The sequence below is a fragment of the Aetokthonos hydrillicola CCALA 1050 genome (assembly GCF_017591665.1).
Classification (GTDB): domain Bacteria; phylum Cyanobacteriota; class Cyanobacteriia; order Cyanobacteriales; family Nostocaceae; genus Aetokthonos; species Aetokthonos hydrillicola.
This window is the reverse complement of record NZ_JAAKGC010000039.1, coordinates 44784-68445: the sequence shown is the minus strand read 5'-3', so window position 1 is coordinate 68445 and position 23662 is coordinate 44784. Positions and strand designations below refer to the sequence as shown.

Sequence of the window (23662 nt, the reverse complement as noted above, 5' to 3'; positions counted from 1 at the left end):
ACCCAACCCAAGCGGAAGAAACCTACTCAATGGTAACCGCTAACCGTTTCTGGTCACAGATCTTCGGTATTGCGTTCTCCAACAAGCGCTGGTTACACTTCTTCATGTTGTTTGTACCAGTTACAGGTTTGTGGATGAGCGCAGTAGGGATTGTGGGATTAGCCCTGAACCTGCGAGCTTACGACTTCGTATCGCAAGAATTGCGAGCAGCAGAAGACCCAGAGTTTGAAACTTTCTATACAAAGAACATTTTACTGAACGAGGGCATCCGTGCTTGGATGGCTCCTCAAGATCAACCTCACGAACAATTCGTCTTCCCAGAGGAAGTTCTGCCTCGCGGTAACGCTTTGTAATAATCGTCTAGGATACAGCATTTTATAGCTGAATTTTCCCCCACTATATATATAGTGGGGGTTTTCGTATATAAAAAGGAGTCGAATACGCCAAGACCATGTTGCTTTACCAGTAAGACAGGATTAAATTCTGAATTCTGAATTCTGACTCCTGTATTGTCGAATTGATATGCTACTATAAATAAAGTAAAGAAAAACTCAGAGTTAAAAGCTCTGCCCTTTTGAGACTAAGGCCGCTTAGGCAACAAGGAGGTGATGCCCATGACAGATAGTAGTAAACGCATGGGTCATCAGGTTGCAGCAAACCGGCTGTGTGCTGGAGCTGTTCTCTAAGAGTTAGCTTAAGTCTTCTTGAGAGACTAAGTTAGACCAAGTAGCTAGGCTAGCCTGGAGTTCCTTTCAGCAGTCTGGTTGCAACCCGATGATCCGCTAGACCGCTCTTATTTTAGGTCCCTCGATCTAAAGTAAGAGCGGATAGTTTTTTATGGGTACATTTTTTGTGGTTTCTTAATGAGCTAGCGGAACTTACTGACATCTTCTTACCATTCGTCTCTACAGATGTAGTCTTTTATCAAGCTCAAATCAGCGATAGTTCCCATGCAGCACACTCAATGGTGTGTGACAGTTAAGAAGGCGACACTTTTGTTATGCCATCCCAAGTGGAGCAATTATAATTGCATACTATAGAGCTATGTTTTTGCATAAGTTAATTACATATTTTTTTTACCGGAATTTAACTAATCGTTAGCTTGGCAAAAACTAAAAAATGGTGGAGACAATTATCTCTCATCCATAGGTTTGAGCAAGAAGTTGCATTTTCCCAAATATGTAGTAGCAAACAAAAAAATTGTATAAAAACGGTGTGAGGAGAACAGGTAAAGATGTCTAATCTCTTGTGGAAATCGTTCGTAGCTAGCCCAGCAATTTTAGGAGCAACGCTGCTAATTTCAACGACAGCGCTCGCCGCTCAGAAGCCCAATAATGCACAGACTATTAAGACTGACCTTTCACAAGCAAACAATCAAGAGGTTTCTAAATCCGCATCAGAACTACTAAATTCAACAGCCGTCACAAAGATTGCCCAAAAATCACAAACTTTTAGTCAATCCGAACAAACACAAGTCAACGTTTTAGAGCAAGTTAACAACTACAGCAACGAAGGGAAAAACAATTCTCAGTCCCAAGTAACATCAGTTTCCCAGTTCTCAGACGTACAGCCAACTGATTGGGCATTCCAATCATTGCAGTCCTTGGTAGAACGCTATGGTTGTATCGCTGGTTATCCAAATGGGACTTTTCGTGGTAACCGTGCAATGACCCGCTATGAATTTGCCGCAGGTTTAAATGCGTGTTTAGATCGGGTTAATGAATTGATTGCCACTGCAACATCTGATGTAGTGAAAAAAGAGGATCTAGCCACCTTACAGCGTTTGCAAGAAGAATTCAGCTCTGAACTTGCCGCTCTTCGTGGTCGAGTCGACGCATTAGAAGCGAAAACTGCTGAATTGGAAGCAAATCAGTTTTCAACGACAACTAAACTCGTTGGTGAAGCAATTTTTGCACTATCAGCTCCTCTTAGCAATAGAGCTAGTGACAGGAACCGTGCTGTCTTTCAAGACAGAGTACGTTTAGACTTGCAAACCAGCTTCACCGGTAGAGACACTTTACATACCCGTTTAGCAACTGGTAATGGTGGTTTTACCAATAAATTTGACCTAGGTACAGCAGCTGTTGGTGCCGGTCGCTTCAACACATCTGAAGGTACACAAACCTTCAACATCACTGGTAATGGAACAACCAATAACAATAACAGTGTTTCCATAGATTGGTTGTCTTATTACTTCCCGATTGGACCCGCCCAAGTCTATGTTGCAGCTACAGGTGGTATTCATAGCGATTACGCACCAACTCTCAACCCCTACTTTGAAGACTTTGACGGCGGTAATGGTTCTTTGTCTACCTTTGCTCAAAGAAACCCAATCTATAACATTGGTGGTGGTGCAGGTGGAGCAGTCAGCCTCAAATTTGGTAAGGGTGGTCTTCTCAGACCAAGTTCACTGACTTTAGGGTACTTGGCATCTGATCCTGCTAACCCTGGTCTTGGTAGAGGTGTTTTCAACGGTAACTATGCAGCCCTAGCACAATTGAACTTCAACTTTAGTAGTAAGTTTGCCATAGCTGCAACCTACGTTCATGGATATCACAAGGGTGGTACTGCCATATTTGATCAGGGTGGAGTACTAGCTACAAACGCTGCAACAGTTGGTACTGCACAAGCTAACCAGGTCATTAACGCCGCTGAAAGTAATAACTATGGTATAGAAGCCTCTTTCAAACCCAGCGATAAAATCTCGATTAGTGGTTTCGCTACATATTCCGACGTTTCAGGTAAAGTCAATAGACTTGATAACTTCCAAGCTTGGACATACGGAGGTGGTGTAGCATTCCCCGATCTTGGTAAGAAAGGAAACGTTTTAGGCTTATTCGCTGGTGCAGAACCTTATGCCCGTAACCGTAGAGGTTTCGGTGGTTCTGATACACCAATCCACGTTGAAGGTTTCTATAAGTATCGCCTTAACGACAATATCTCCATTACCCCAGGTGTTATTTACTTGACTTCTCCTGGTCAAAGTAGCAACAACGATGACGTCTTCATTGGTACCTTGAGAACAACTTTCACCTTCTAATGAGTTCAGCTAAAAAAACGTAGTTGCTACAACAACTCGTTGAAACTTATTGCTCCCCACCTAGCGGTGGGGTTTTTGTCGTTTGTGCTGGTTTGATTCCTCAAATCCTCAAGGTAAAATTAAATAGATGAGTTGACACTCTCCTCTAGAGCATAGACGGAGATTCTTGAGAAGATACTGCTTTATCTGTTGCAAGTCGTGTTACTCAACGACAAGAAAATCAGGGAAGCTTGATTGCGATGGTTGATTCTAATTACTATGAAACTCTTAAAGTTAGTCAAAAAGCGAGCCAAGCGGAGATTAAGCAAGCCTATCGCCGTTTGGTAAAAATGTTTCATCCAGACAGCAATCAGGAAACCGCTAATCACGAGGAAATTATACGCATCAACGCAGCTTATGAAATTTTAGGCGATGCTCAAAGCCGCCGAAATTATGACCAAAAGCTGCGCGTCACTTCCCCAAAAATCAACGAGCCTCGCCAACAGCGTAGCGCTAACACGCACCAATATTATAATGAGCGCCAACAGCGTAATGCTAATACGCACCAATATTCTAATGAGCGCCAACAACGTAGTGGTAATACGCAACAGTATCATAATGAGCGCCAACAGCGTAGTGCGGCAGCTGCGCAACAATATCATGCTACACGAAAAACAGGACGCAATGCTGATGAGCAAGTAGAGGAATGGCTGCGGGTTGTTTATCAACCAGTTAATCGCCTCCTTTGTCGGATTCTCAACTCTCTACACCAGCAAATTGAAAACCTAGCAGCTGATCCCTTTGATGATGAACTTTTAGAAGAATTTCAAGATTATTTAACCACTTGTCGAAATTACTTAAAGGAGGCGCAAAACATTTTCCGTTCTCTACCTAATCCTCCTAGTTTAGCAAGAACAGCAACTCACCTATACTACTCGCTTAATCAAATAGGTGATGGATTAGATGAGTTAGCCTATTTTCCTCTAAACTACGATGAAAGTTACCTGCATACAGGGCAAGAAATGTTTCGCATCGCCACTCATTTACACTGTGAAGCACAAGAATCTGTAGTTAGTGGTTAATGCTGATGACTATTGAGCAAGAAATTAGTTTATCCTAGAAGAAGGAAAATCTTAAGAAATATTAAATTCTGATTCCAGTGTACTCATGCAATGCATTATAAATCGTCGTGCGCAGTTTTCGGCAAGTCATCGGTACTGGTTATCAGAACTGAGTGAAGCAGAAAACATTGAAAAATTTGGCGCTTGCTCTCGATTTCCGGGACATGGGCATAACTATGTCTTATTTGTCTCACTAAAAGGAGAATTGGATGAAAATGGGATGGTGCTGAACTTATCCGATGTGAAACAAATCATCAACCGGGAAGTTACAAGCCAACTCGACTCTTCCTATCTGAACGATGTGTGGACAGACTTTCAACAAACTCTACCCACTACCGAAAATATTGCACGAGTTATCTGGCATAGGCTAGCGCCCTACTTGCCTGTAACTCGCATACAGTTGTTTGAAAATCCTGAACTTTACGCCGATTATCTAGGAAACAGAATGGAAGCTTACCTCACAGTCTGCAGTCATTTTAGCGCCGCCCATCGACTAGCTCATCCTCACCTGAGCAGTGAAGAAAATTTCGAGATTTACGGTAAATGTGCTCGTCCTAATGGTCATGGACATAACTACCATTTAGAAGTTACCGTAAAAGGTGAAATTGATCCGCGTACTGGGATGATAGTTGATTTCGTTGCGCTGGAGCAACTGATCAAAGATGATGTGCTTGAGCCATTAGATCACACTTTCCTCAATAAAGATATCCCTTACTTTGAAAAAGTTGTTCCTACCGCAGAAAATATAGCAGTCTACATCACCAATATCTTGCGATCGCCTATCCAGAATCTTGGATGTCACCTTTACAAAGTTAAGTTAATCGAAAGTCCAAATAACTCCTGCGAAATCTACGCTGCTGACTTGGAATTAAACCCAATTCAAGTAGCACAACAAGAACCAGTTTTAGTGAAAAGATAAATTTCTTAACTAGAGAAACTTGGTTTGTCTAAAAGCCAGGTTTCTCTCTTCGCATAAATACTTGATTTATTTGTTTTGGGTAACAATATATTCGAGGCAAATTGTCGTATTCTTTAATCACTTGAATATCTGGATGATTTCCCTCACCTTGTAAGCGACTTTGCAATATTGAAAGAGTACCAAAGAAGACATTTTAATGATCTCCAAGATTACCGCTGAATAATGTGGAATCTATGACTTGATAACCGTTGTATTCGACAGTTTCTTCCTTGGGGGTTAAAGTTTGGCAGAAAACTTCTTGAGGACAATTATTTTCATCAGCGAGCAGTACCAGCGCTTGATGACCATGCTGCAAAACTTCAGCGCGATCACGTTCTTCATTTGCCCAAATAATTAAAGTATCTCCAGGTTGAGACAATAGTGCACCTCCACCATTAGGGCAAATTTGTCTCTTTCCTGCTTCTCCTGGTAAAACATAAGTTGACCAGCGATTTCCATTATCAATATTGACAATTTCTACTTCTTCTAAAGGCAAAATACCGACTTGTATAAGTAACTCTTGATCGATGGTGATACTACCCACATAATGAGGATTAGCCTCAGTCACTCTCACTCGATGTAGCTTGGCATGCATAAGTTTAATTGTAGCCATATAACCTCATTTTCTATTTTGACAATTGGAATTTAGTCGTACAAACTGTTTTCAGTCGTTATATTTTTTGCCAAACAAAGGCATACATAGGTTCTATTTCAAAGGCATTAAATTCCTTCCGAGCAATTAAACGCCATGGTAATTCCTCTAGTACCTGTTTTAAAGATTCATTAATGTTGTAGTAGTCTGCTCGCACCGTCAGGAGAAAATAGCCTTGAGACTTCAACAGAAAAGATAAATTTTTTAAAGCTTGAGGATGAACGTGACCAAAAGTGAACACGCCCACTGAAATAATAGCATGAAATAATTCTGGCTCAAATAAATTTATATCCTCTTCCAAATTTCCCTGATACAGATACCGATAAACTTGTTTTTTTCGAGCAATTTCTAGCATTTCCTCTGAAAGATCAACTCCAACAATTTGGGTATATCCCAGAGCGTACAGTGCTTCTCCTACCATTCCTGTCCCTGCTCCCGCATCTAGGATAGCAGCATCTTTCTGGGGCAAAAATTGGGCTAAAGTTTGCGCTGACTCAATGGGAGAGGACCGATAGGATTGATCTAATTCTCTATCATAAATTCTCGCCCAAGCATTATACTTATTCCTCAGAGTTTCTTGATCATTATTTTGGTAAATCCAAGTTAGGCGATCGCTGACTTTTATACAATGATAAAATGCCCATCCTATTTCCCTTTTGTCAATAGCTTCACACATCTTTGTATAGGCGATGCTTAAATTAGGATATTTCTCTAAAGCCAGTTGCGAGAGTAACTCATAGCTCTTTTTGAGATGCTTACTCAAATCAATTCTTTTCCAAACCAATAAGCCTAACTGACTTAAAAAATCTACATAACTATCAAAATTAAAAGTTGGTTCAAACAGTAATCTTTCATACACATATTGCCAACCTTGTGGACTAATTTCTTTGATAGGTGTAATCAAGTCATCAAATAGAAAATTTCCTTCTTCTTGAAGAACTCGATGAATTTCTTGTAATGCTTTGTCACGTTCTGGGATGTGATAAATTGTAGCTTGACTCCAAACGTGGGTAAACAAATTATTATCAAAAGGTAAGTTAGTCGCTGAGGTTTTCAGGAAAGAAATGTGCAGGTGAGGATAATTTTTAGCTTTTTCTTTAGCATTATTAATCCGTACATTACTCAGATCGATACCGATGACTTCACATCCGGTTTGTTCAGCCAGCCAAATGGCTGTATTCCCATTGCCACAACCGATATCTAAAACTTTAGCAGAAGCATTAATTTTGCTTGCTTCAAGCATATATTGATTCCATCTTTGACAAGCTTGAAGAAAATCTCCAGTCTGAGAGTCTTCTAGATTGTCAAAATATCCCCAATGGAGACTACCCTCTTCATCCCAGAAACTCCGATACAGACTATCTTCACTATTATAATAAGCTTCTGTTTGTGCTTCAGTGAATTTTTTAGATGTCATGATGATTTCTACCTAAAGCTTTCTTCCCATTCATGCAACAAGGACTATACCAAGTATCAATGCTATTGAGTAAAATTGGCACGTACATAGTGAGGATTGTACGCTTTTTAAGGAATTACGCCGTTCCCTTTTACGTCAAGGAGCTTGGTTACTCTATCGACCTCTTGGATCTCGTCTGGAATTACAACAGCAACTTAAGACTGTTTCTCGTAATGCTTACTGTAAAGAGCGAATTTATTTTCAACAGCGTCAGCAATGTTTTCGTTCTCGTTATCGATGGCAGGACAATTCTGATGCTGTCCTTTCCAATCTGGAAACCCAATGGCAACACGCTCAACGTGCCAATTTTACTGAATAGCGTATAAATGTTTAAACTGCCTAAAATTTTCTCTTCCAGTCAAGTAGTCCCAAGCAACATATGAAACTTCCAAATGTCGGTAACCAGAATTTGCATCAAAAGCTGTTCTACCATGAAGTACTCGGAAGTTCTGTACTATCAGGCAATCTCCTGCACCTAAACGAAAACAATATTGATAATTAGGACTTTTTAAAAACCGAAAGAAGGCACAATAGGCTTGATAGAACTTTTCCATCTTTTCAAAAGATATATTCCAGTTACAGGCGTGGGAGTGACCGAAATAGACACCAATAACTTGACCTAAGCAATCTAATTCTATGATTGGACGACTACGACGGTGATAGTATTGCCAATCTGTGTAAAATTGCTGGAATTGAGCAGGGGTTGTCGCCAAAATTTCAAAGTAATCTGGATGGTGTTTTTGAAAATCTTGGGCAATCCGAAACCCATCTACTAACAATGACTCTCCACCTATTGCTTTGTTCTCTACAAAGTAGAGAAATTGAAGTAGGTGGGAGGCATGCATATAACTTTCATAATCAGTATGGGGAGGTAAAGCGTAGCCAGTCTCAGATATATCATTCGCTCCAGGCTTACATTTTACAGTGTAGAATTTTCCTCCCTCTGTATAGTGTATCGGTCCAATAGAACTGATAAAACCATATAACTCTTCTTGAGGCATATTCTTTAACACTGCAAAGCCCACAGTATAGAGATCATTAACCCAAGCTTGGTGATCACATGAATGAAAATCATGTTTTTGTGGTGGGTGTGCTTTTATCCATTTACTATCCCACAAAATTTCTTCTTGTTTACGTAGCTCAATATTATTATGGAAACTATCTTTTCCTACTGGAGCGTCATAGGCGTGACTCATCAACCAAGAGACAGGAAATATGCTCCGATGAGGTTGGTTTTCATTCCAGTCAATTATCAACTGTTGATCTGTTAAGTTTACCTTCAAAGGCTTTGGGGGTTCCGTGAGATCAGAAATATCAAATATTTTCTGAAAAGAACTGGAATGGCGACACTCACAACATAAGCAGTTATCGCGTAACCAAATATAATGAAACCGGTTGCCATCAATTGTTATAAACTTATCGTTTTGCATGGTTTATGATATCGCCCTTAATGAAAGCCGTTCAAGTAAAAGTTTATCGATTAAGGAACGTGTTGAGTCATTAACTGGTTGTCTCGTTGGACTTAAGGGCAAATTGTCGTCCACAATCTTGGCACTTGAATCGTTGTTTTCCATAGTGAGTTTGTCCATTTTTGACTGTGTTATTTGATCTGCATTTAAGACAGTTCATAACTTGATCTTGAACAATACTTCCTTATTTTATCATTACTATGCATCACTACCGTTTTTTTGATTGTCTCACGAGTGGTATCCAATTACGAGTTACACGACAACACGATGCATGTCCAGCTTTGTAAAAAGCTTGATTTATAACCTATGCCACCCCTTTTATGCTTTTACAGCCCTGTTTATTTTTTCCTACTGACTTACTTGAAGCTATTTAGTATTTTTATTTACTTTTTTTATAAAAATATTACGTAACATTAAATGCTACGTTTTGAAGTGCGCAATGTTGGTCATAACATCCCTTGCTTGAATAAGTTACCTTACCTTCAATAGGCTTTTTATTGAGTTTTTCAGCAAACCCTACGGTAGAGATAATGAAAAAGCTGCAAATAATCTCTACAACTGAGCAATGATCGTGCGATGACGGGGGCTATTCTCTCTTATCCTCGGAGGATTAAAGCCTGCTGCAACCAGTGCCTGCTCTATATCCAGGGTGAAATATTCATCCAGATACGGTTCGGTACTTTTGAGCAGAGTTAAAACATAAGGCGGCATTCTTTTAAAATTTTCTGAATTAGGATTCATATCCATAATTGCAAAGTAACCCCCTTTGCGTAGTAAACGCCGCGCTTCAGCAAAAATCTCCATAGTTGGAATTTGTGGGAGTTCGTGACACGTCAAGAAAATAGAAACTAAATCAAACGAAGCATCCGGTAAACCAGTTGATTCTGCTGCAGCGTGAACCCAGTTAATATCATAGTGGCGCTGACGAGTACGGTATTGAGCAACGGCTAAAAAGTAGGGAGATAAGTCTAAGCCAGTAACTTTAGCATTAGGGTATACTTCTTGGAGAGAAAAAGTACTTAGTCCTACACCACAACCCATGTCCAGAATGTCTTTTGGTTGATTGGGAATAACGCTAGTGAGGATATTGTGGTAACTTTGACGCAATTTTGCATCGCCTTGCGCCCCTGCACCAGACCAAATATTAGCATGAACTGCGTGCGCAGCGACTTCTAATTCTAAAGCCGCTTCCCAGCACAGATCACCTTTTTCGTATGCGTGGAATGGGCGCAAGTAGTATTCTGGGTAGGAAAGATTGGGATTTTGTACTTTAGCGATCTCAGTTTCCCAATCATGTGCTTTTAGCATCTGCACTTGCTGCGTCCAATTTATCCCTATTTTCTCAGCGCGCTTGATCATCATTTGCCTAGCTTGATGCTTCGCTAAGTTAGCCAGTGGCTTGATTGACAGTACACCGTTGACTAAGCGAGAAGCTAACCCAATGGTGGGTTTGTAAGTAGCGGTCATAAAAATATTGTTTACTCATAAACCAAGTGTGGAAATAAAGATATCATACTAGGGGCATAGGGCATAGGGTATGCCCCATGCCCATTTTCCACTCATTGCCTATTTTTCAACGCTAATAGAAGTTCCATTTTATTGGTCGATTTATCAGGGCTTGTAGCAGTGATTCCTAGCCCACGAATAGAATTGAGGATAACACTGGCTTCAGGTGAGATTGGCTGCTTTTGTACATTAGCAAAACGATTTAGCACAGCCATGGTTTTGTCCATATCTAAGTAAAAGTAACCGCCGTTTGGCTTTTGCAAAGAGCCAGTTACCGCTTTAAAGTTTTCGTTATTATCTAAGGATTGACCTTGAGGAGCAGTGATCGCATCAGCAACAGGTCCACCAAGAGCCAAAAATACGGTATCTTGATCTAGCCAGCCGTGTGACAATAAAGCTCCTTGTTGCGGAACAACCCATTCTGTGACATCTTTACCGCCAATATTTCTTTGCGCGACGTTAACTTGCTGTGTTTTAGCGAGGGTGTCTAGTTTGCTGAGAGTACTTTCAGCAGTTTGGCGATCGCTTGTATGAAAGACAAAAGCTCCCCCAAAGCCAATTGCAGCCAATACACTCTGATTAGATGGAATAGCAGCAACAGCAAATTCTCCGTTCATCCACCCAAAAACTTCTTTATCTAAGTCAATATTGACTAACTTCATTCGTCCACGAAGCTGATCGAGTGCTTGATTCAATTCTGGATAATCTTTTGACTGCTCCACAAATGCTGACCACCAACTGCTGATTCCTTGTCCACTGATCAGAGCCATAGTGTCAGCAGGTAATTGCGACACCACTTTAGCATCAGAATTTTGATATTGAAATTTTACCAATTGTGGGTCTAAATTAGCAACCACTTTCATCCGTACACCTACATCATCAACACCCACACCTGCCACCATAGATTTGACTTGTTTCGACTGTGCTAAGGTTTGTGGGGGTAGCTGCGCTGCTTGGGGATTTGCAGCTATCAATTTTTGTACCATGTTCCCGTAGTCAGGCACGTAAATTTGTGCCAAGGTGTTGTCTACATTTACGCCTTTTGTTAATACATTTTCTGCACCTTCTTTACTTACAAAAGAAGGCTCTCCCTTATAGGCATCAATAGCATGTTCTACAGATTGCTTTTGTGGAGCTAATACTAAATAGGTATTATTTAAAATCGTGGTGTAAGTTGATTTATTCTTGCTTGTTGTTTCTATAATTTTCTCTCCTTTATAGTCAACTTCGTTAGTTGTAATGTCTTTTTCTGACTTAAGTTTATTCGCAAAATTCAAAGCGCTAAGTTTATCCTTAATCCCCACCACCATAAGCATATTATTCTGTTGTTGTGATGTCACGGGGGGGTTTTGGACTTTTTGAGTTGAACTTGGTGGTAACATAGCAATCATCACACCACCAATCCACGGCTTTATATCTTGTTCATAAGAAATGTTACTATCAGGCAATAGCTGTTTATTTAATTTATTTAGGCTTTCTAACATTACCTGTTGTGCTTCTTTTGTTCCAAACTGCTGGAACTTTGACCAAACTTTAGGGTCAGTGGAGATATAAGTTGCCATTATTGCCTCATTGGGTACAACTTTGGCAGTTTCCAAAGCACCTGATATATCTCCAGCAGGTCCATTTTTTAAATACATGTAACAAGCAATACTTCCAGCAACAACTAATGCTGCTCCAACTACAGGAATTAATAATTTTGATTTCTTTTCAGGCATTGTTATTATCCTCTTTTATTCAAATTGTCCTCAAGACTTCTAACAGTGTCATTCGGGAGTTTGCCTATTTATGATCTAGATAGCACTAATTTATCGGTATTTACTGATGGTACCAGTGATCGTACGCACACGGTAATTGCGATAGTTTTAAACATTACTTCAAAAGTATAAAGAGGGAATTCGGAAAATTTATATTCTTGCAGAAAAAAATCCTTATATAACTTAAAAGATTGTTTTATCTTGCCAAACAGCATATAATCGTACTTTATTTACACGGCTCGGAATCTCCGACTTTTTAAGTGTTTCTTTTTCAAATTGTTACAATAGTGTAACCGCGCTTATGGTAGCATACACGGAACAAGGGGGTGAGTGAAATTTTTGAGGGTAATAAAGGTGAGACTTCACCATATAAGTGAGCATGAATTACCACTCCTGAAATCTTTTGGGTGTGCTAAATGCCATTGAAATTACACTTAAAATGCTTACATTCATCACCATGAAAAAAAAGAAAAGACATTAAAGAAGGAGTCAGAAGGAGCCACTGCGTTGACGGGTTTCCCGGCATAAAATATGTGGCATTCAGAAATCAGAAGCAATCTCGTTGGGGATTTAGGGACTTGCAAGATTAAACACTCCGTATAGAAAGTGGGAATTTGATGCCCCTTTATTCATCAGCCAGTCTCATACAATTAGTGCTGACGCGAGTGAATTTTTTCTTATTAAGACTGTTACTATCTCTAAAAGTTCTACAAACAAGGATTTTACGTAGTTCACTAAAATCCAGCTAAAGTTATCAGGATGACAAGGTCAGTAAGCATATAATGTTACAGAATTATTTTGATACAGAAAATAACCATCATAAATCTTTTGAAGTACCAGGGGCAAAACCACACTACAATCCAGATCGCCCCGGACAGGTAGAACACATTTTTCTAGACCTCAACTTAGATATACCTCAGCAAAGTTATAGTGGTAATTGCATCATCACTCTAACACCAATCCGGGATGGGATTGGGCGTTTGACCTTGGATGCTATCAATTTAAATATTCAATCTGTCCTAGTCGATGACCTGAATCAAAATTTTGACTATGATGGGGAACACTTATCTATTGAACTACAGCAACCGACACAAGTTAATAAGCGAGTCGTGATTGCGATCGCCTATTCAGTAGAAAAACCTCAGCGTGGAATTTACTTTATTCAACCAAACAAACACTACCCTAATAAACCCTCCCAAGTCTGGACACAAGGAGAAGACGAAGACTCTCGCTTTTGGTTTCCCTGCTTCGACTACCCAGGGCAGTTATCTACTTCAGAAATTCGTGTAAGAGTCCCTAAACCTCTGATTGCTGTATCCAATGGGAAACTCATCAATACAAGTGAAGACGGCGATCAAAAAATTTATCATTGGTTCCAGGAGCAACCCCACCCAACGTACTTAATTACGCTTGCTGTAGGGGACTTTGCTGAAATTCGAGACGAATGGGAAGGTAAACCCGTTACCTATTATGTGGAGAAAGGACGGGAAGAAGATGCTAAACGTAGCATGGGCAAAACGCCCCAAATGCTCAAGTTTTTGAGCGAAAAATACGGTTATCCTTATCCATTCTCGAAATATGCCCAAGTCTGCGTTGATGATTTCATCTTCGGGGGAATGGAAAATACTTCTACTACCCTGTTAACGGATAGATGTTTACTGGATGAAAGAGCAGCATTAGATAACTATAACACCGAAAGCTTGGTTGTTCACGAATTAGCGCACCAGTGGTTCGGTGATCTAGTAGTGATTAAGCATTGGTCTCATGCTTGGATTAAAGAAGGGATGGCTTCCTACTCCGAGGTATTGTGGACAGAACATGAATATGGTCCCGAAGAAGCAGCGTATTATCGATTACACGAGGCTCGTAGTTATTTAAGTGAAGATAGTGATCGCTACCGCCGTCCAATGGTAACCCATATCTACCGAGATGCGATCGAACTTTATGACCGTCACATCTACGAGAAAGGATCTTGTGTTTATCACATGATTCGGACGGAATTGAAAGACGATCTATTTTGGAAAGCAATCCAAACATTTGTGCAGGATAATGCCTACAAAGCTGTAGAAACAGTAGACTTGTTAAGGGCAATAGAAAAAGCTACTGGACGTAATCTTTTGTTCCTTTTCGATCAATACGTTTATCGTGGTGGTCATCCTGACTTTAAAGTAGCTTATACCTGGGATGCAGATAGCAAGCTAGCAAAAGTGACGGTTACCCAAACTCAAGCAGCACCAGGCAATAATGGTAGTAAGAGCAATTTATTTGACCTCAAAATCCCTATTGGTTTTGGTTACGTTAAGCAGGGAGAGCAACTGGGGGATTCCCGATCCAAAACGTTCACAGTCCGAGTTCACGAGTACGAACAAAGCTTTTATTTTCCTCTAGAAGAAAAACCCCAGTTTATTAGTTTTGATGAGGGAAATAATTACTTAAAGACAGTATCCTTAGAATACCCAATACCAGAGTTAAAAGCGCAACTGGAATTTGACCCTGATCCCATTTCTCGTATTTATGCAGCAGAAGCTTTGGCGAGAAAAGGAGGATTGGAGGTGGCGAAGGCGTTGTCTGAGGCACTGAAAAAAGACTCTTACTGGGGTGTGCGTGCTGAAGTCGCTACGCAACTGGCAGAAATTAAGTTGGATCAAGCTTTTGAGGGACTTGTTGCTGGGTTAGAAGACGAGGAAGCTCATACCAGACTAGCTGTAGTCAATTCACTCGCCAAAATCAAAACTCATGAAAGCTACCAGGCTGTAGAAGATTTATTAAAAAAAGGTGATCCCAGCTACTATGTAGAAGCAGCAGCAGCGCACGCTATTGGAGCAATTGTTGCTACAGGTGAAGATAAACAACAGGAACAACAAGCACTAGATCTCCTGAAATCTGTTTTGCTAGAAAGAGCAGGTTGGAATGAAGTAGTACGCAGTGGAGCGATCAAGGGTTTAGCTGAACTCAAAACTTCTGAAGCAGCTTTAAATCTTGTGATGGAATATACTGTATTAGGTGTACCGCAACCCCTACGTTTAGCTGCAATTCGCTCTCTTGGAAAGATTTCTACTGGTCAAAACACTGCCAATGTAGAACGGATTTTAGAGCGATTGACAGAAATTTCCCATGAACCGTTCTTTTTAACACAAGTAGCAGCGCTTACAGCTTTAGGATACATGGAGACTCCTAAGGCGATTGGTATTTTGAATGCGATCGCTCTTGCAGCATTAGATGCAAGGGTGCGTCGCTACTGTGAAGAAGAAATTGCTCGCGTGCAAAAGAATGTCGGGACAGAAAGTACACTTAATGTACTGCGCTCTGAACTAGACCAACTTAAACAACAAAACCAGGAGCTTAGAAGCCGTCTAGAAAGCTTGGAAGCTAAATCAAAATAAACCACCTACACTGTACTTAAGCGGAATCCGTGTAGGTAATTTACAAAAAATAAGGAAGTCCCAATGAAACTAGTTTCATTGGGACTTTCACTTAATGGGTAGCTTCGGGAGAATACTGCGTGAGGCATGTACTGTTTGACAGTTGTCCACGCTACACTTATTTGTAATAATACAATATTGGTTTAGTGATATTTTCTTTTTAGAATATACCCTGAGAGCCTTACAACCTCTAGTTTTAAAGCTTTGAGATTTTGACAACTTAACTTGAATTCCCCTAATCATTTAGATTATTGAAATTAATTATTTTCGCAAACATCTGTCTAAAGATTTTGCTCAATATCTATCTCAAGAAGGATTTTTGTTGTGCGAGAAACGTGTGGAATGTATGCAAAAAAGGTATCAGTGATGATAACGTGAGCAAGTCAGAGAATGTTCACATGGGACATTAGAAAAATCAGGAAATCTCTAAAAAATCAGTATTTATTGTTAAATTGAAGAGGAGAATCTGACACTGTCACGCTTTCTTCTAGAAAGATTCCATCAGAAGGATGACATTTTACGTAAAGGAGAATAGCATTTGAAGTATGTATTTAGTTCTACCATGTAGAAATCACACAAATTCGAGTTATTTTTTTAAGTGGGGAATCTTCGGAAGTAATTGTAAAAATTATTGACGAAGTTGTATGATTTTTTTGTATGCATGTTCGTTTTGTTAGTTTTATTTTTGGAATCCAACTATAGGAGGAATTCAGAGAGTAGTTAACTTATTTACTTTTTAAGAGAATACAGTCACAATTTCGAGCTTAGGTGTTTTCAGAAATTGCAAATTAACCCAGTGTTTGTACTTAAATAGTACATAGTGCCTGTTATGCGTAAGCCTGTTTTGACCATCTTTTACCAGTTCAATCCTTGGAACGCCACCATAGGTGGAATTCAGACATTAATAAACACCTTCATCAAGTATGCTCCGAACGAGTTTGAATTAAGACTCGTGGGAACAGGGAACGATCAAAATCAACCTTTAGGGAGATGGCAAAAAACAGAATTCGCAGGCAGAGAAATCAGTTTTCTGCCTTTATTTATATTGGAGAATGACAATGTCAGAAAGCTAATACCTACAACAGTTAAATACACTGCTGCTTTGATGGGCCGTTGTTTAGCCTCAGATTTTATGCACTTTCATAGACTGGAGCCAAGTTTAGCAGCTTTTAATTGGCAGGGAGAGAAAACCTTATTTATTCATAATGATATTCGGACGCAAATTCAAACAGGAAGTAATAAAAAGGCAATTTTGTGGCGGAGATTTCCTGCTGCCTATTTTGCATTGGAAAATTTGTTAGTGCGTCAGTTTAGTCAAATTCTCTCATGTAATACAGACTCTGCACAATTTTACAAGCAGCGTTATCCTAGTATGCAAGACCGAATCGCATACATCAAGAATTCATTTGATAATGAAGTTTTTTATCCATTAAGTAGGGAGGAACGAGAAGCAAAAAGGCGCGAGCTAGCTTCGCAGCTTCTTTTGGCTGAAGAAACACGTTTTGTTCTTTTCGCTGGGCGGTTGCATCCTCAAAAAGATCCTATTCTGCTAGTACGCGCGATCGCCGCTCTAAACGATCCGAGTATTCATTTGTTAATAGCAGGGGATGGGGAGTTGGCAGGAGAAGTTCGAGCAGAAATAGGTAGGTTAGGCTTATCAGATAGAGTAACCATGCTTGGGGCAATTGCCCAAGCAGAACTAGCACCGCTACATCGCATATCTAGTGCGTTTGTCCTGAGTAGTGTCTATGAAGGTCTCCCCTTAGTTGCTCTTGAGGCGTTAGCTAGTGGAACCCCTGTCGTCACAACTCAATCTGGTGAAACTCCAAAATTGCTTTTATCAGGAAGCGGTATTGTATGTGGGGAACGAACGCCCACATCCTTAGCAGATGCTTTACGCAAGATACTACAACACCCGGATGATTATCCAATAGATTCTTGCGTGCAAAGTGCAAAACCTTATGCTGCATCTAATGTAATTCGGGATGTCTATAATGCTATGTTACATCGCTGGGAGAAAAAAGGGGTTAGGGCATAGGAGAATTTAGTTGGCGATTTAAGCCTGATTAGAGTGGGTGAAATAGCGTATACGAAATCGATAAATAAAATAAACTTTGAGCAAGTCTACAAAGTCCACACTCTAACTCCTGATATTGATCAAATCTTACTCTAAGCTGACGGCCAACATGGCTTTTGAGAGAAGCCGCAACATATTTTCAGACATACAATAACGTGGATTCTATCGCCGCCGTGTATGTTCTCGATTGAGTCTTATCAAATAAACCAAAGTAAGAGTGCTTACTATGAAAATTGCTGTGATTGGTGCGAAAGGTCTTCCGCCTAAACAGGGTGGGATCGAACATTACTGTGCAGAAGTTTATCCTCGCATGGTAAATCAAGGCAACAGTGTAGATTTATTTGCTCGCTCCTCTTACACCGAGTCTGGTTGGTTAAGCCGTTACGACTTTCAAGGAGTTCAAGTTATCTCTCTACCTGGGCTCCACACGAGAGGAGTTGACGCCTTCATTACTTCAGGACTAGGAGCGATCGCCGCCACTGCTCAGAAATACGATATTGTTCACTTCCATGCTCTGGGACCTTCTTTATTCACCTGCGTTCCTAAAATCTCTCCGTCTACAAAGGTTGTAGTTACATGTCAGGGGTTAGATTGGCAACGAGCGAAGTGGGATAGCTTTTCCAGCCGCTTAATTCAAATGGGGGAGAAGGCAGCAGTACGATTCGCGGATGAATTGATTGTGGTTTCTGATGCGCTCCAAAATTACTTTTGGCAAACCTATAATCGGAGGACTATTTACATCCCTAACGCTCCAGCAAGCTACGCTGAGTCAGACCCAGATTTTAATTATGGAACCGAGCTAGGTCTTGAAAAAAAACGCTACATCCTATTTTTAGGAAGACTTGTACCAGAAAAACGCCCCGATTTGCTTGTCCAAGCCTTCAGCGCTTTAAAACCTGCCGGATGGAAACTTGTTCTTGCAGGAGGTGTGAGTGATACTAAATCGTTTACCTCACAGCTATTAGCAGACGTTGCAAAAAATCGAGATATTGTATTTGCCGGTGAATTGCGAGGAGATCGTCTTTGGGAAATTGTTCGAGGTTCAGGTTTATTTGTTCTTCCTTCTGATTTAGAGGGATTACCTCTGGCTATGCTAGAGGCGATGCAGGAAGGTATACCAGTTCTCGCAAGCAACATCCCACCTCATCAGCAATTGATCAGTGGAGGGCGGGGAATGTTGTTTGAGGCTGGAAATTTAGAATCTTGTATTTGTTCTTTAGAATGGGCAATGGCTCACCCGCAAGAATTAGCAGTTATGGCGAAGAAAGCACAAAGATCTGTGCAGATTAACTATAGCTGGGATCGCATTACCTCCGAAACATTGAAAGTATATACAACGCTTTTGAACTCTTCTAAGCGGGTTAGTATATCAGAGCATCGTGAGAGCAAGCTAGCTGGTGTTATCGGCAAAAAATAGGTTTTGTGATTAATAACAGGGGTATGTGTAATGGAGAAAGGTTTTTCATCCATACTAGCGGTGTTGAAAAGACGGAGTATACCAGCTGCAGCTACTTTCGTGGCTGTTATTGGTGGAGCGATCGCTTATTTAACGATTACTCCACATCGCTACGAAGCTTCAGCACGACTGATGCTTGATGACAAAAGGGTCAGCGTTTCTGATTTGGGTCGTGATTTAACCCAAGCGTCTTCAGCAACACCAGTTGGTGTCAGTCCACTAGCTAATCAAGCAGAATTAATTAAGTCGCAACGAGTTTTAGAACGAGCACGTCAGATATTAGCTGCTCATGGACAAACTGAAGTACTCAAAGGCACGTTAACAACTGATGATTTGAGTAAAGACTTGAAAGTAAAGATTGTTCCCGCAACCAATATTCTCGAGTTGAGCTATCAAAACAAAGATCCAAAACTAGCAGCGCAAGTGCTTAATGCCGTTTCTCAGGCAATGGTAGAAGATAACATCAGAACTATCAGTTCTGAGGCGACAAAAATCCGACAATTTTTGCAAACAGAGGTCCCTAAAGCACGCGGGCAGTTGCTTGACGCTGAAGCACAAGAAAACAGATACAGACAGCAAAGCGGTCTTGTCTCCTTTGAAGAGCAAAGCAAAAGTTTAGTTGAAAGCTTAGCATATGTGGAAAATCAACAGCGTGCTTTAGAGAGCCAACTACAACAAGCGCGATCGCAGAGTGCATCTTTACGTCAAATCACTGATTCAAAAGGTATTAATAGAGCCTATGCAACCGTACGTGGTGGTCAAGATGAACAACTTAAGGCTTTACGAAGTAAGTTGATAGAGGTACAAACAAAGCTAATCGAAGCTAGGATGCGCTTTAAAGATGATAGTCCGCCTGTAAAGAATTTGCTTGACCAACAGCAATCTCTCCGTGCATTATACACTCAAAATCTCGAACGGGTCTCGCCAGGTAATCGAGCCATATCTTCTAATAGTGTTGCAGATGACGATATTAGCCAAGATTTGACCTCTAAACTGATCCTCAATGAAACTGAGCGTACAGCATTGGAGAAGAAGCTTAAGCTGATGAAATCAGAAGCAGCTAACCTCCGGGATCGCCTCGCACAGCTACCTATAAAACAGCAACCTTTGACAGCACTGACCCGTCATAGGGAAGAAGCAACAGCATCTCTGAAGTTTCTCCAAAGCAAATTGGAAGAAGCGCGGATTACAGAAGCACAAAAAGTTAGCAATGTTCAAGTTATTGAACGAGCTAAACAACCTGCTTCACCTTCTTCACCTAAACGACTTGTTGTCTTAACACTTGCTAGTACTTTCGGCGCTGTTCTAGCTGCTGGTGTTGTACTGCTGCTAGAAATGATGGACAACACTTTACGTGATGCATCCGAAACTGAAGAACTGGTGAAATTACCAGTGCTGGGAGTATTGCCGAAACTACCAGCGAAAACCCTCGTTCTTAAACAAGCTAATCAGTTCTTGGATAACGTTGGCTTAGTAGAGCCTTATCGTTCGTTGTTTAAAACTTTGGAGTTTCGCTCTAATACGTTAAGGGTGATTGTTGTTAGCAGCACTATCTCTGGGGAAGGTAAGTCAATAGTAGCCTCACACTTAGCTGCTGTATCAGCGATGTTGTCTTGGCGAACATTAATTATCGATGCTGATTTGCGAAGACCTGTGCAGCACTCGCTGTTCAACCTAAATCCCAAAGCAGGACTTACTGATGTAATTGAAGGTAGTAAATCTTTGGAGGAAGCAGTTCAGCCTACAAACGTAGAAAACCTGGATGTTTTGCCTAGTGGAAAACTCCACGGACGACCCTCTCAGTTTTTAGAGTCAGTGGGAATGAAGTCTTTGATCGAAGAAGCTTCTCAAGAGTATGACTTAGTTATTATAGATACTCCTCCGATAAGTGCATGTGCTGATGCTGCTACATTGAGCCGTCAAAGTGATGGTTTATTAGTCGTAACTCGTCCTACCGTTACTGTCAAGGAAATGCTCACAAAGTGTGTATCAGAATTAACGAAAAATAGGATACCAGTATTAGGGGTTGTGGTAAATGGAATGACAAGTACAACAGAAAATTATTACCGCTATCCTGTGAATGGCTACCCACCTAGAAATAATTTAATTGGTCTGGGGGGGAGCGCTAAAGAATCTTTTAACGTCATAAGGACTAAGTGACGATGCTCACGAATCAACCTTCTAGTCGTTCCTCTCGTCTGGCGCTGTTGATTGGATTGGCAGGCGTGGCAATTGGTATTGCTGTAGGATTTGGCGCAGGTGTCAAGCCTGTTTATGTGGGCTTATTGTTGGGTGCATTGCCGATCATCTTCTTATTTTTTGCTTACTTCAAGCAAGCAGTGATCGTTTTATTGGTTGTGCGTACCTCTCTCGATTCTTTCTCTGCTCAGCAACTACCATCGGTATATACGCTAGCCATAGATGCTCTCACTTTGCTTTATGTGGTCGTGATGCTATTGACCGGTCGTCGAATACACACCGATCGCTTTTGGTGGTTCTTTGCTGTTTGGGTAATGCTACAAACTTTGTGGCTAATACTCATGCCTTTAGGTGGGTTAGGACTAGATGCTTCGTTGTTACCGCTAGGAATTAGGGAATGGGTGCGTCGGTTTTCCTTCCTGATGATCTACTTGCTGGTGATGCAGCTAAAAGATCACTACCATCCTCAAAGGGTTGTCTCTCTGCTGCTTCTTTCATTAGTGACACCAGTAAGTATAGGAATAACGCAAATTCCCTCAGGACAGAGAGTGGAGAGTACTTTAGGCCACCCTAATGCTTTAGCCACCTACCTATCATTAATGATGGCTTTTGTTTGGTGGAAGCTAAATTGGGCTCAACGCCGTCTACCTTGGATAGTTTTGTTAAGCATACTCACACTTGTATATGTTAGTACTCGTTCACTAGCAGCACTAATAACACTTGTCGTACTTATTTTTGTTTTAAATGCTTCTAAGCTTAATCCCTTAAAAATTATTGGAGCAGTTGTTTTATGCTTGATAGTTTTGGCGCTGTTTGCTAGCACCGAAGCGGGACAAGCGCGCCTTTTACAGTTAACTCAAACACCCCTGCTGAATCCAGACATAGATGTATCCAGAACGATGATTTTAGCAACCGAAGACGGTAATAGTTTTAATTGGCGAGTCACCCATTGGTACTACCTATTACAGTCATGGCAAAAAAGCCCAATACTCGGTTATGGAATTGGAACAGGTCAATACTTAAGTCCACTTAAAGGTCCAGACGGAAACGGTTATGCACCACACAATGATTACATCAGATTTCTTGTAGAACAGGGGCTTGTTGGTTTTGCTCTATTTATTGCTTTTTTGAGCGCTCAGTTTATCCATCTTTGGGGAATTGTGCGACGTGCGCCTCCTAACAGTGCTGAAAGGCAACTAAGTCTCATACTACTGGGTTTTTTAATCTCTACGTTGGTAAATATGCTTTCTAACAACGTTCTAGATAACGGTGATTTTTGGTTTTATTGGTGGGCTGTTTTTGCAGTTGCTGGTTGGGGAACTGACCGATTCACTAATCATCCAGAAGCAATTCAAAAAGAATAAACTTTCGTCTACTAAGTACAAAAATGAAAATTCATTCGACAAGAGGTGTACATAAACAAAGATTAATCGGCATTGACTTATTTAGAGGTATTGCTGCCTATGCTGTTTGCATCATTCACGCTGATGCAGTGATGACTTTTTCTGGTTTCTCTGTAGACGACTGGATGACTGGACTGACTCAAATGAGCAGATTCGCTGTGCCGTTTTTCTTAGCTGCATCTTTCTACTTAATGACGAATAAATTATATAAAATTGATAGCCATTTTTCATTTTTTGCTAACTTCAAGTCAAGATTTATACGTCTGTTTATTCCTTACCTGTGCTGGAGTATAATTTATATGTTACTTCGATTAATCGAAGCTCTAGGGACACATAAAGGATTAGCTAACCTATTTCAAGATCCAGTTCTAGTAATCCTTCTCGGAGGTTCAGCTTTCCATCTGTATTTTTTACCGCTTTTATTTTCTGGAAGTTTTTTACTTATATTTGCTCAATACTTGGCAAAAAGGAATATAAAAATCATAAGTCTCATTTCTCTATTTATCTTGAGCATTATTATTTATGAAATAATGATAGTCTCCGGAAATGGATTTCAACTTGGGACATATTGCCTTGAAGAAAAAGCGAGTTCTTGCTCTGTTGCATTTCAGGGATTTATACAATCAGCTTTACCAAATTTTCGCAACAATCAACTAGTGAGGCTAGTATTTGTTGAAATATCTTGGCTAGTTCAGTGCTTACCTTATGTTTTTATGGGAATGATTTTAAATTACCCATCAATAAAAGAATATATTCTAAAAATTAATAAAAGAAAGACATTGATTTTTCTTGTTACAGCAATTTTATTTTCTGTGTTTGGTGTCTTAAACAGATTTGATATTTTGTATTTTCCAGTTTCATTGTATGAAGTGGGAACGTCAGTTTTTCTGTTAATATATAGCATTTTATGTTCGAGTAATATGGGAAAATATCACTTCATAGAGAATTTAGGGATATCCAGTTTTGGAATATATCTCATGCATTATTTAACATTGAAACCTTATGCAAATATTGCTGCCAAACTTCCTACTGAATTTACAATTCTATCACCTGCTTCTACGATGCTTTTGCTTGCAACACTGTGTTTTCTGACAAGTTGGTTAATCACCTCTTTATTCTTGAATAATAAACTATTTTCAAGACTTTTATTCGGTCTATAAAGGAAGA

Annotated in this window: 15 protein-coding genes and 1 pseudogene; 10 read left to right on the top strand and 6 right to left on the bottom strand. The window is 40.3% G+C overall.

Features of this window, described 5'->3' with window-relative positions; all coding sequences use genetic code 11:
- The 4 genes and pseudogenes from G4P69_RS19905 to G4P69_RS19890 form a co-directional block, all read left to right on the top strand.
- Positions 1-353, top strand: a pseudogene (locus tag G4P69_RS19905) (photosystem II D2 protein (photosystem q(a) protein)); the annotation flags it as partial.
- Between the two features lie 881 nt (positions 354-1234).
- Complete coding sequence (locus G4P69_RS19900; protein ID WP_208350960.1) at positions 1235-3040, top strand: iron uptake porin; 1806 nt, start codon at positions 1235-1237, stop codon at positions 3038-3040.
- Positions 3041-3279: 239 nt separating this feature from the next.
- Positions 3280-4101 carry a J domain-containing protein gene (locus tag G4P69_RS19895; protein WP_208345946.1) on the top strand — a complete coding sequence of 274 codons (822 nt, stop codon included), beginning with the start codon at positions 3280-3282 and terminating at the stop codon, positions 4099-4101.
- An 85-nt stretch (positions 4102-4186) separates the two neighbouring features.
- The gene (locus tag G4P69_RS19890; protein ID WP_208350953.1) at positions 4187-5059 is read left to right on the top strand and encodes a 6-carboxytetrahydropterin synthase; all 873 of its coding nucleotides are present in this window, start codon (positions 4187-4189) and stop codon (positions 5057-5059) included.
- Between the two features lie 193 nt (positions 5060-5252).
- On the opposite strand, the gene G4P69_RS19885 is transcribed toward G4P69_RS19890, so the two are convergent.
- The 6 genes from G4P69_RS19885 to G4P69_RS19860 form a co-directional block, all read right to left on the bottom strand.
- Positions 5253-5711 carry an aspartate 1-decarboxylase gene (locus G4P69_RS19885; RefSeq protein ID WP_208345287.1) on the bottom strand — a complete coding sequence of 153 codons (459 nt, stop codon included), beginning with the start codon at positions 5709-5711 and terminating at the stop codon, positions 5253-5255.
- Between the two features lie 58 nt (positions 5712-5769).
- Complete coding sequence (locus G4P69_RS19880) at positions 5770-7167, bottom strand: methyltransferase domain-containing protein (protein ID WP_208345288.1); 1398 nt, start codon at positions 7165-7167, stop codon at positions 5770-5772.
- 347 nt (positions 7168-7514) lie between these two features.
- Entirely contained in the window at positions 7515-8636 is a 1122-nt protein-coding gene (locus tag G4P69_RS19875; protein ID WP_208345289.1) for a TauD/TfdA family dioxygenase, read from the bottom strand.
- A 70-nt stretch (positions 8637-8706) separates the two neighbouring features.
- The gene (locus G4P69_RS40470) at positions 8707-8835 is read right to left on the bottom strand and encodes an IS1/IS1595 family N-terminal zinc-binding domain-containing protein (protein WP_208345290.1); all 129 of its coding nucleotides are present in this window, start codon (positions 8833-8835) and stop codon (positions 8707-8709) included.
- Between the two features lie 392 nt (positions 8836-9227).
- Entirely contained in the window at positions 9228-10142 is a 915-nt protein-coding gene (locus G4P69_RS19865; RefSeq protein ID WP_208350952.1) for a class I SAM-dependent methyltransferase, read from the bottom strand.
- Positions 10143-10234: 92 nt separating this feature from the next.
- The gene (locus G4P69_RS19860) at positions 10235-11899 is read right to left on the bottom strand and encodes a DUF3352 domain-containing protein (protein WP_208350950.1); all 1665 of its coding nucleotides are present in this window, start codon (positions 11897-11899) and stop codon (positions 10235-10237) included.
- Between the two features lie 821 nt (positions 11900-12720).
- Between G4P69_RS19860 and G4P69_RS19855 the strand changes: the two genes are divergently transcribed.
- From G4P69_RS19855 to G4P69_RS19830, 6 genes are all read left to right on the top strand, one after another.
- On the top strand, positions 12721-15321 hold the full coding sequence (locus G4P69_RS19855) for a M1 family metallopeptidase (RefSeq protein ID WP_208350948.1): 2601 nt from the start codon (positions 12721-12723) through the stop codon (positions 15319-15321).
- Positions 15322-16189: 868 nt separating this feature from the next.
- Positions 16190-17398 (top strand): glycosyltransferase, encoded by a 1209-nt coding sequence (locus G4P69_RS19850; protein WP_208350947.1) that lies wholly within the window; start codon positions 16190-16192, stop codon positions 17396-17398.
- A 265-nt stretch (positions 17399-17663) separates the two neighbouring features.
- Complete coding sequence (locus G4P69_RS19845; protein ID WP_208339776.1) at positions 17664-18854, top strand: glycosyltransferase family 4 protein; 1191 nt, start codon at positions 17664-17666, stop codon at positions 18852-18854.
- 30 nt (positions 18855-18884) lie between these two features.
- Entirely contained in the window at positions 18885-21053 is a 2169-nt protein-coding gene (locus tag G4P69_RS19840; protein ID WP_208339777.1) for a GumC family protein, read from the top strand.
- Between the two features lie 2 nt (positions 21054-21055).
- The gene (locus G4P69_RS19835; protein ID WP_208339778.1) at positions 21056-22456 is read left to right on the top strand and encodes an O-antigen ligase family protein; all 1401 of its coding nucleotides are present in this window, start codon (positions 21056-21058) and stop codon (positions 22454-22456) included.
- Between the two features lie 23 nt (positions 22457-22479).
- On the top strand, positions 22480-23655 hold the full coding sequence (locus G4P69_RS19830; RefSeq protein WP_208339779.1) for an acyltransferase family protein: 1176 nt from the start codon (positions 22480-22482) through the stop codon (positions 23653-23655).
- Positions 23656-23662: the final 7 nt, after the last annotated feature.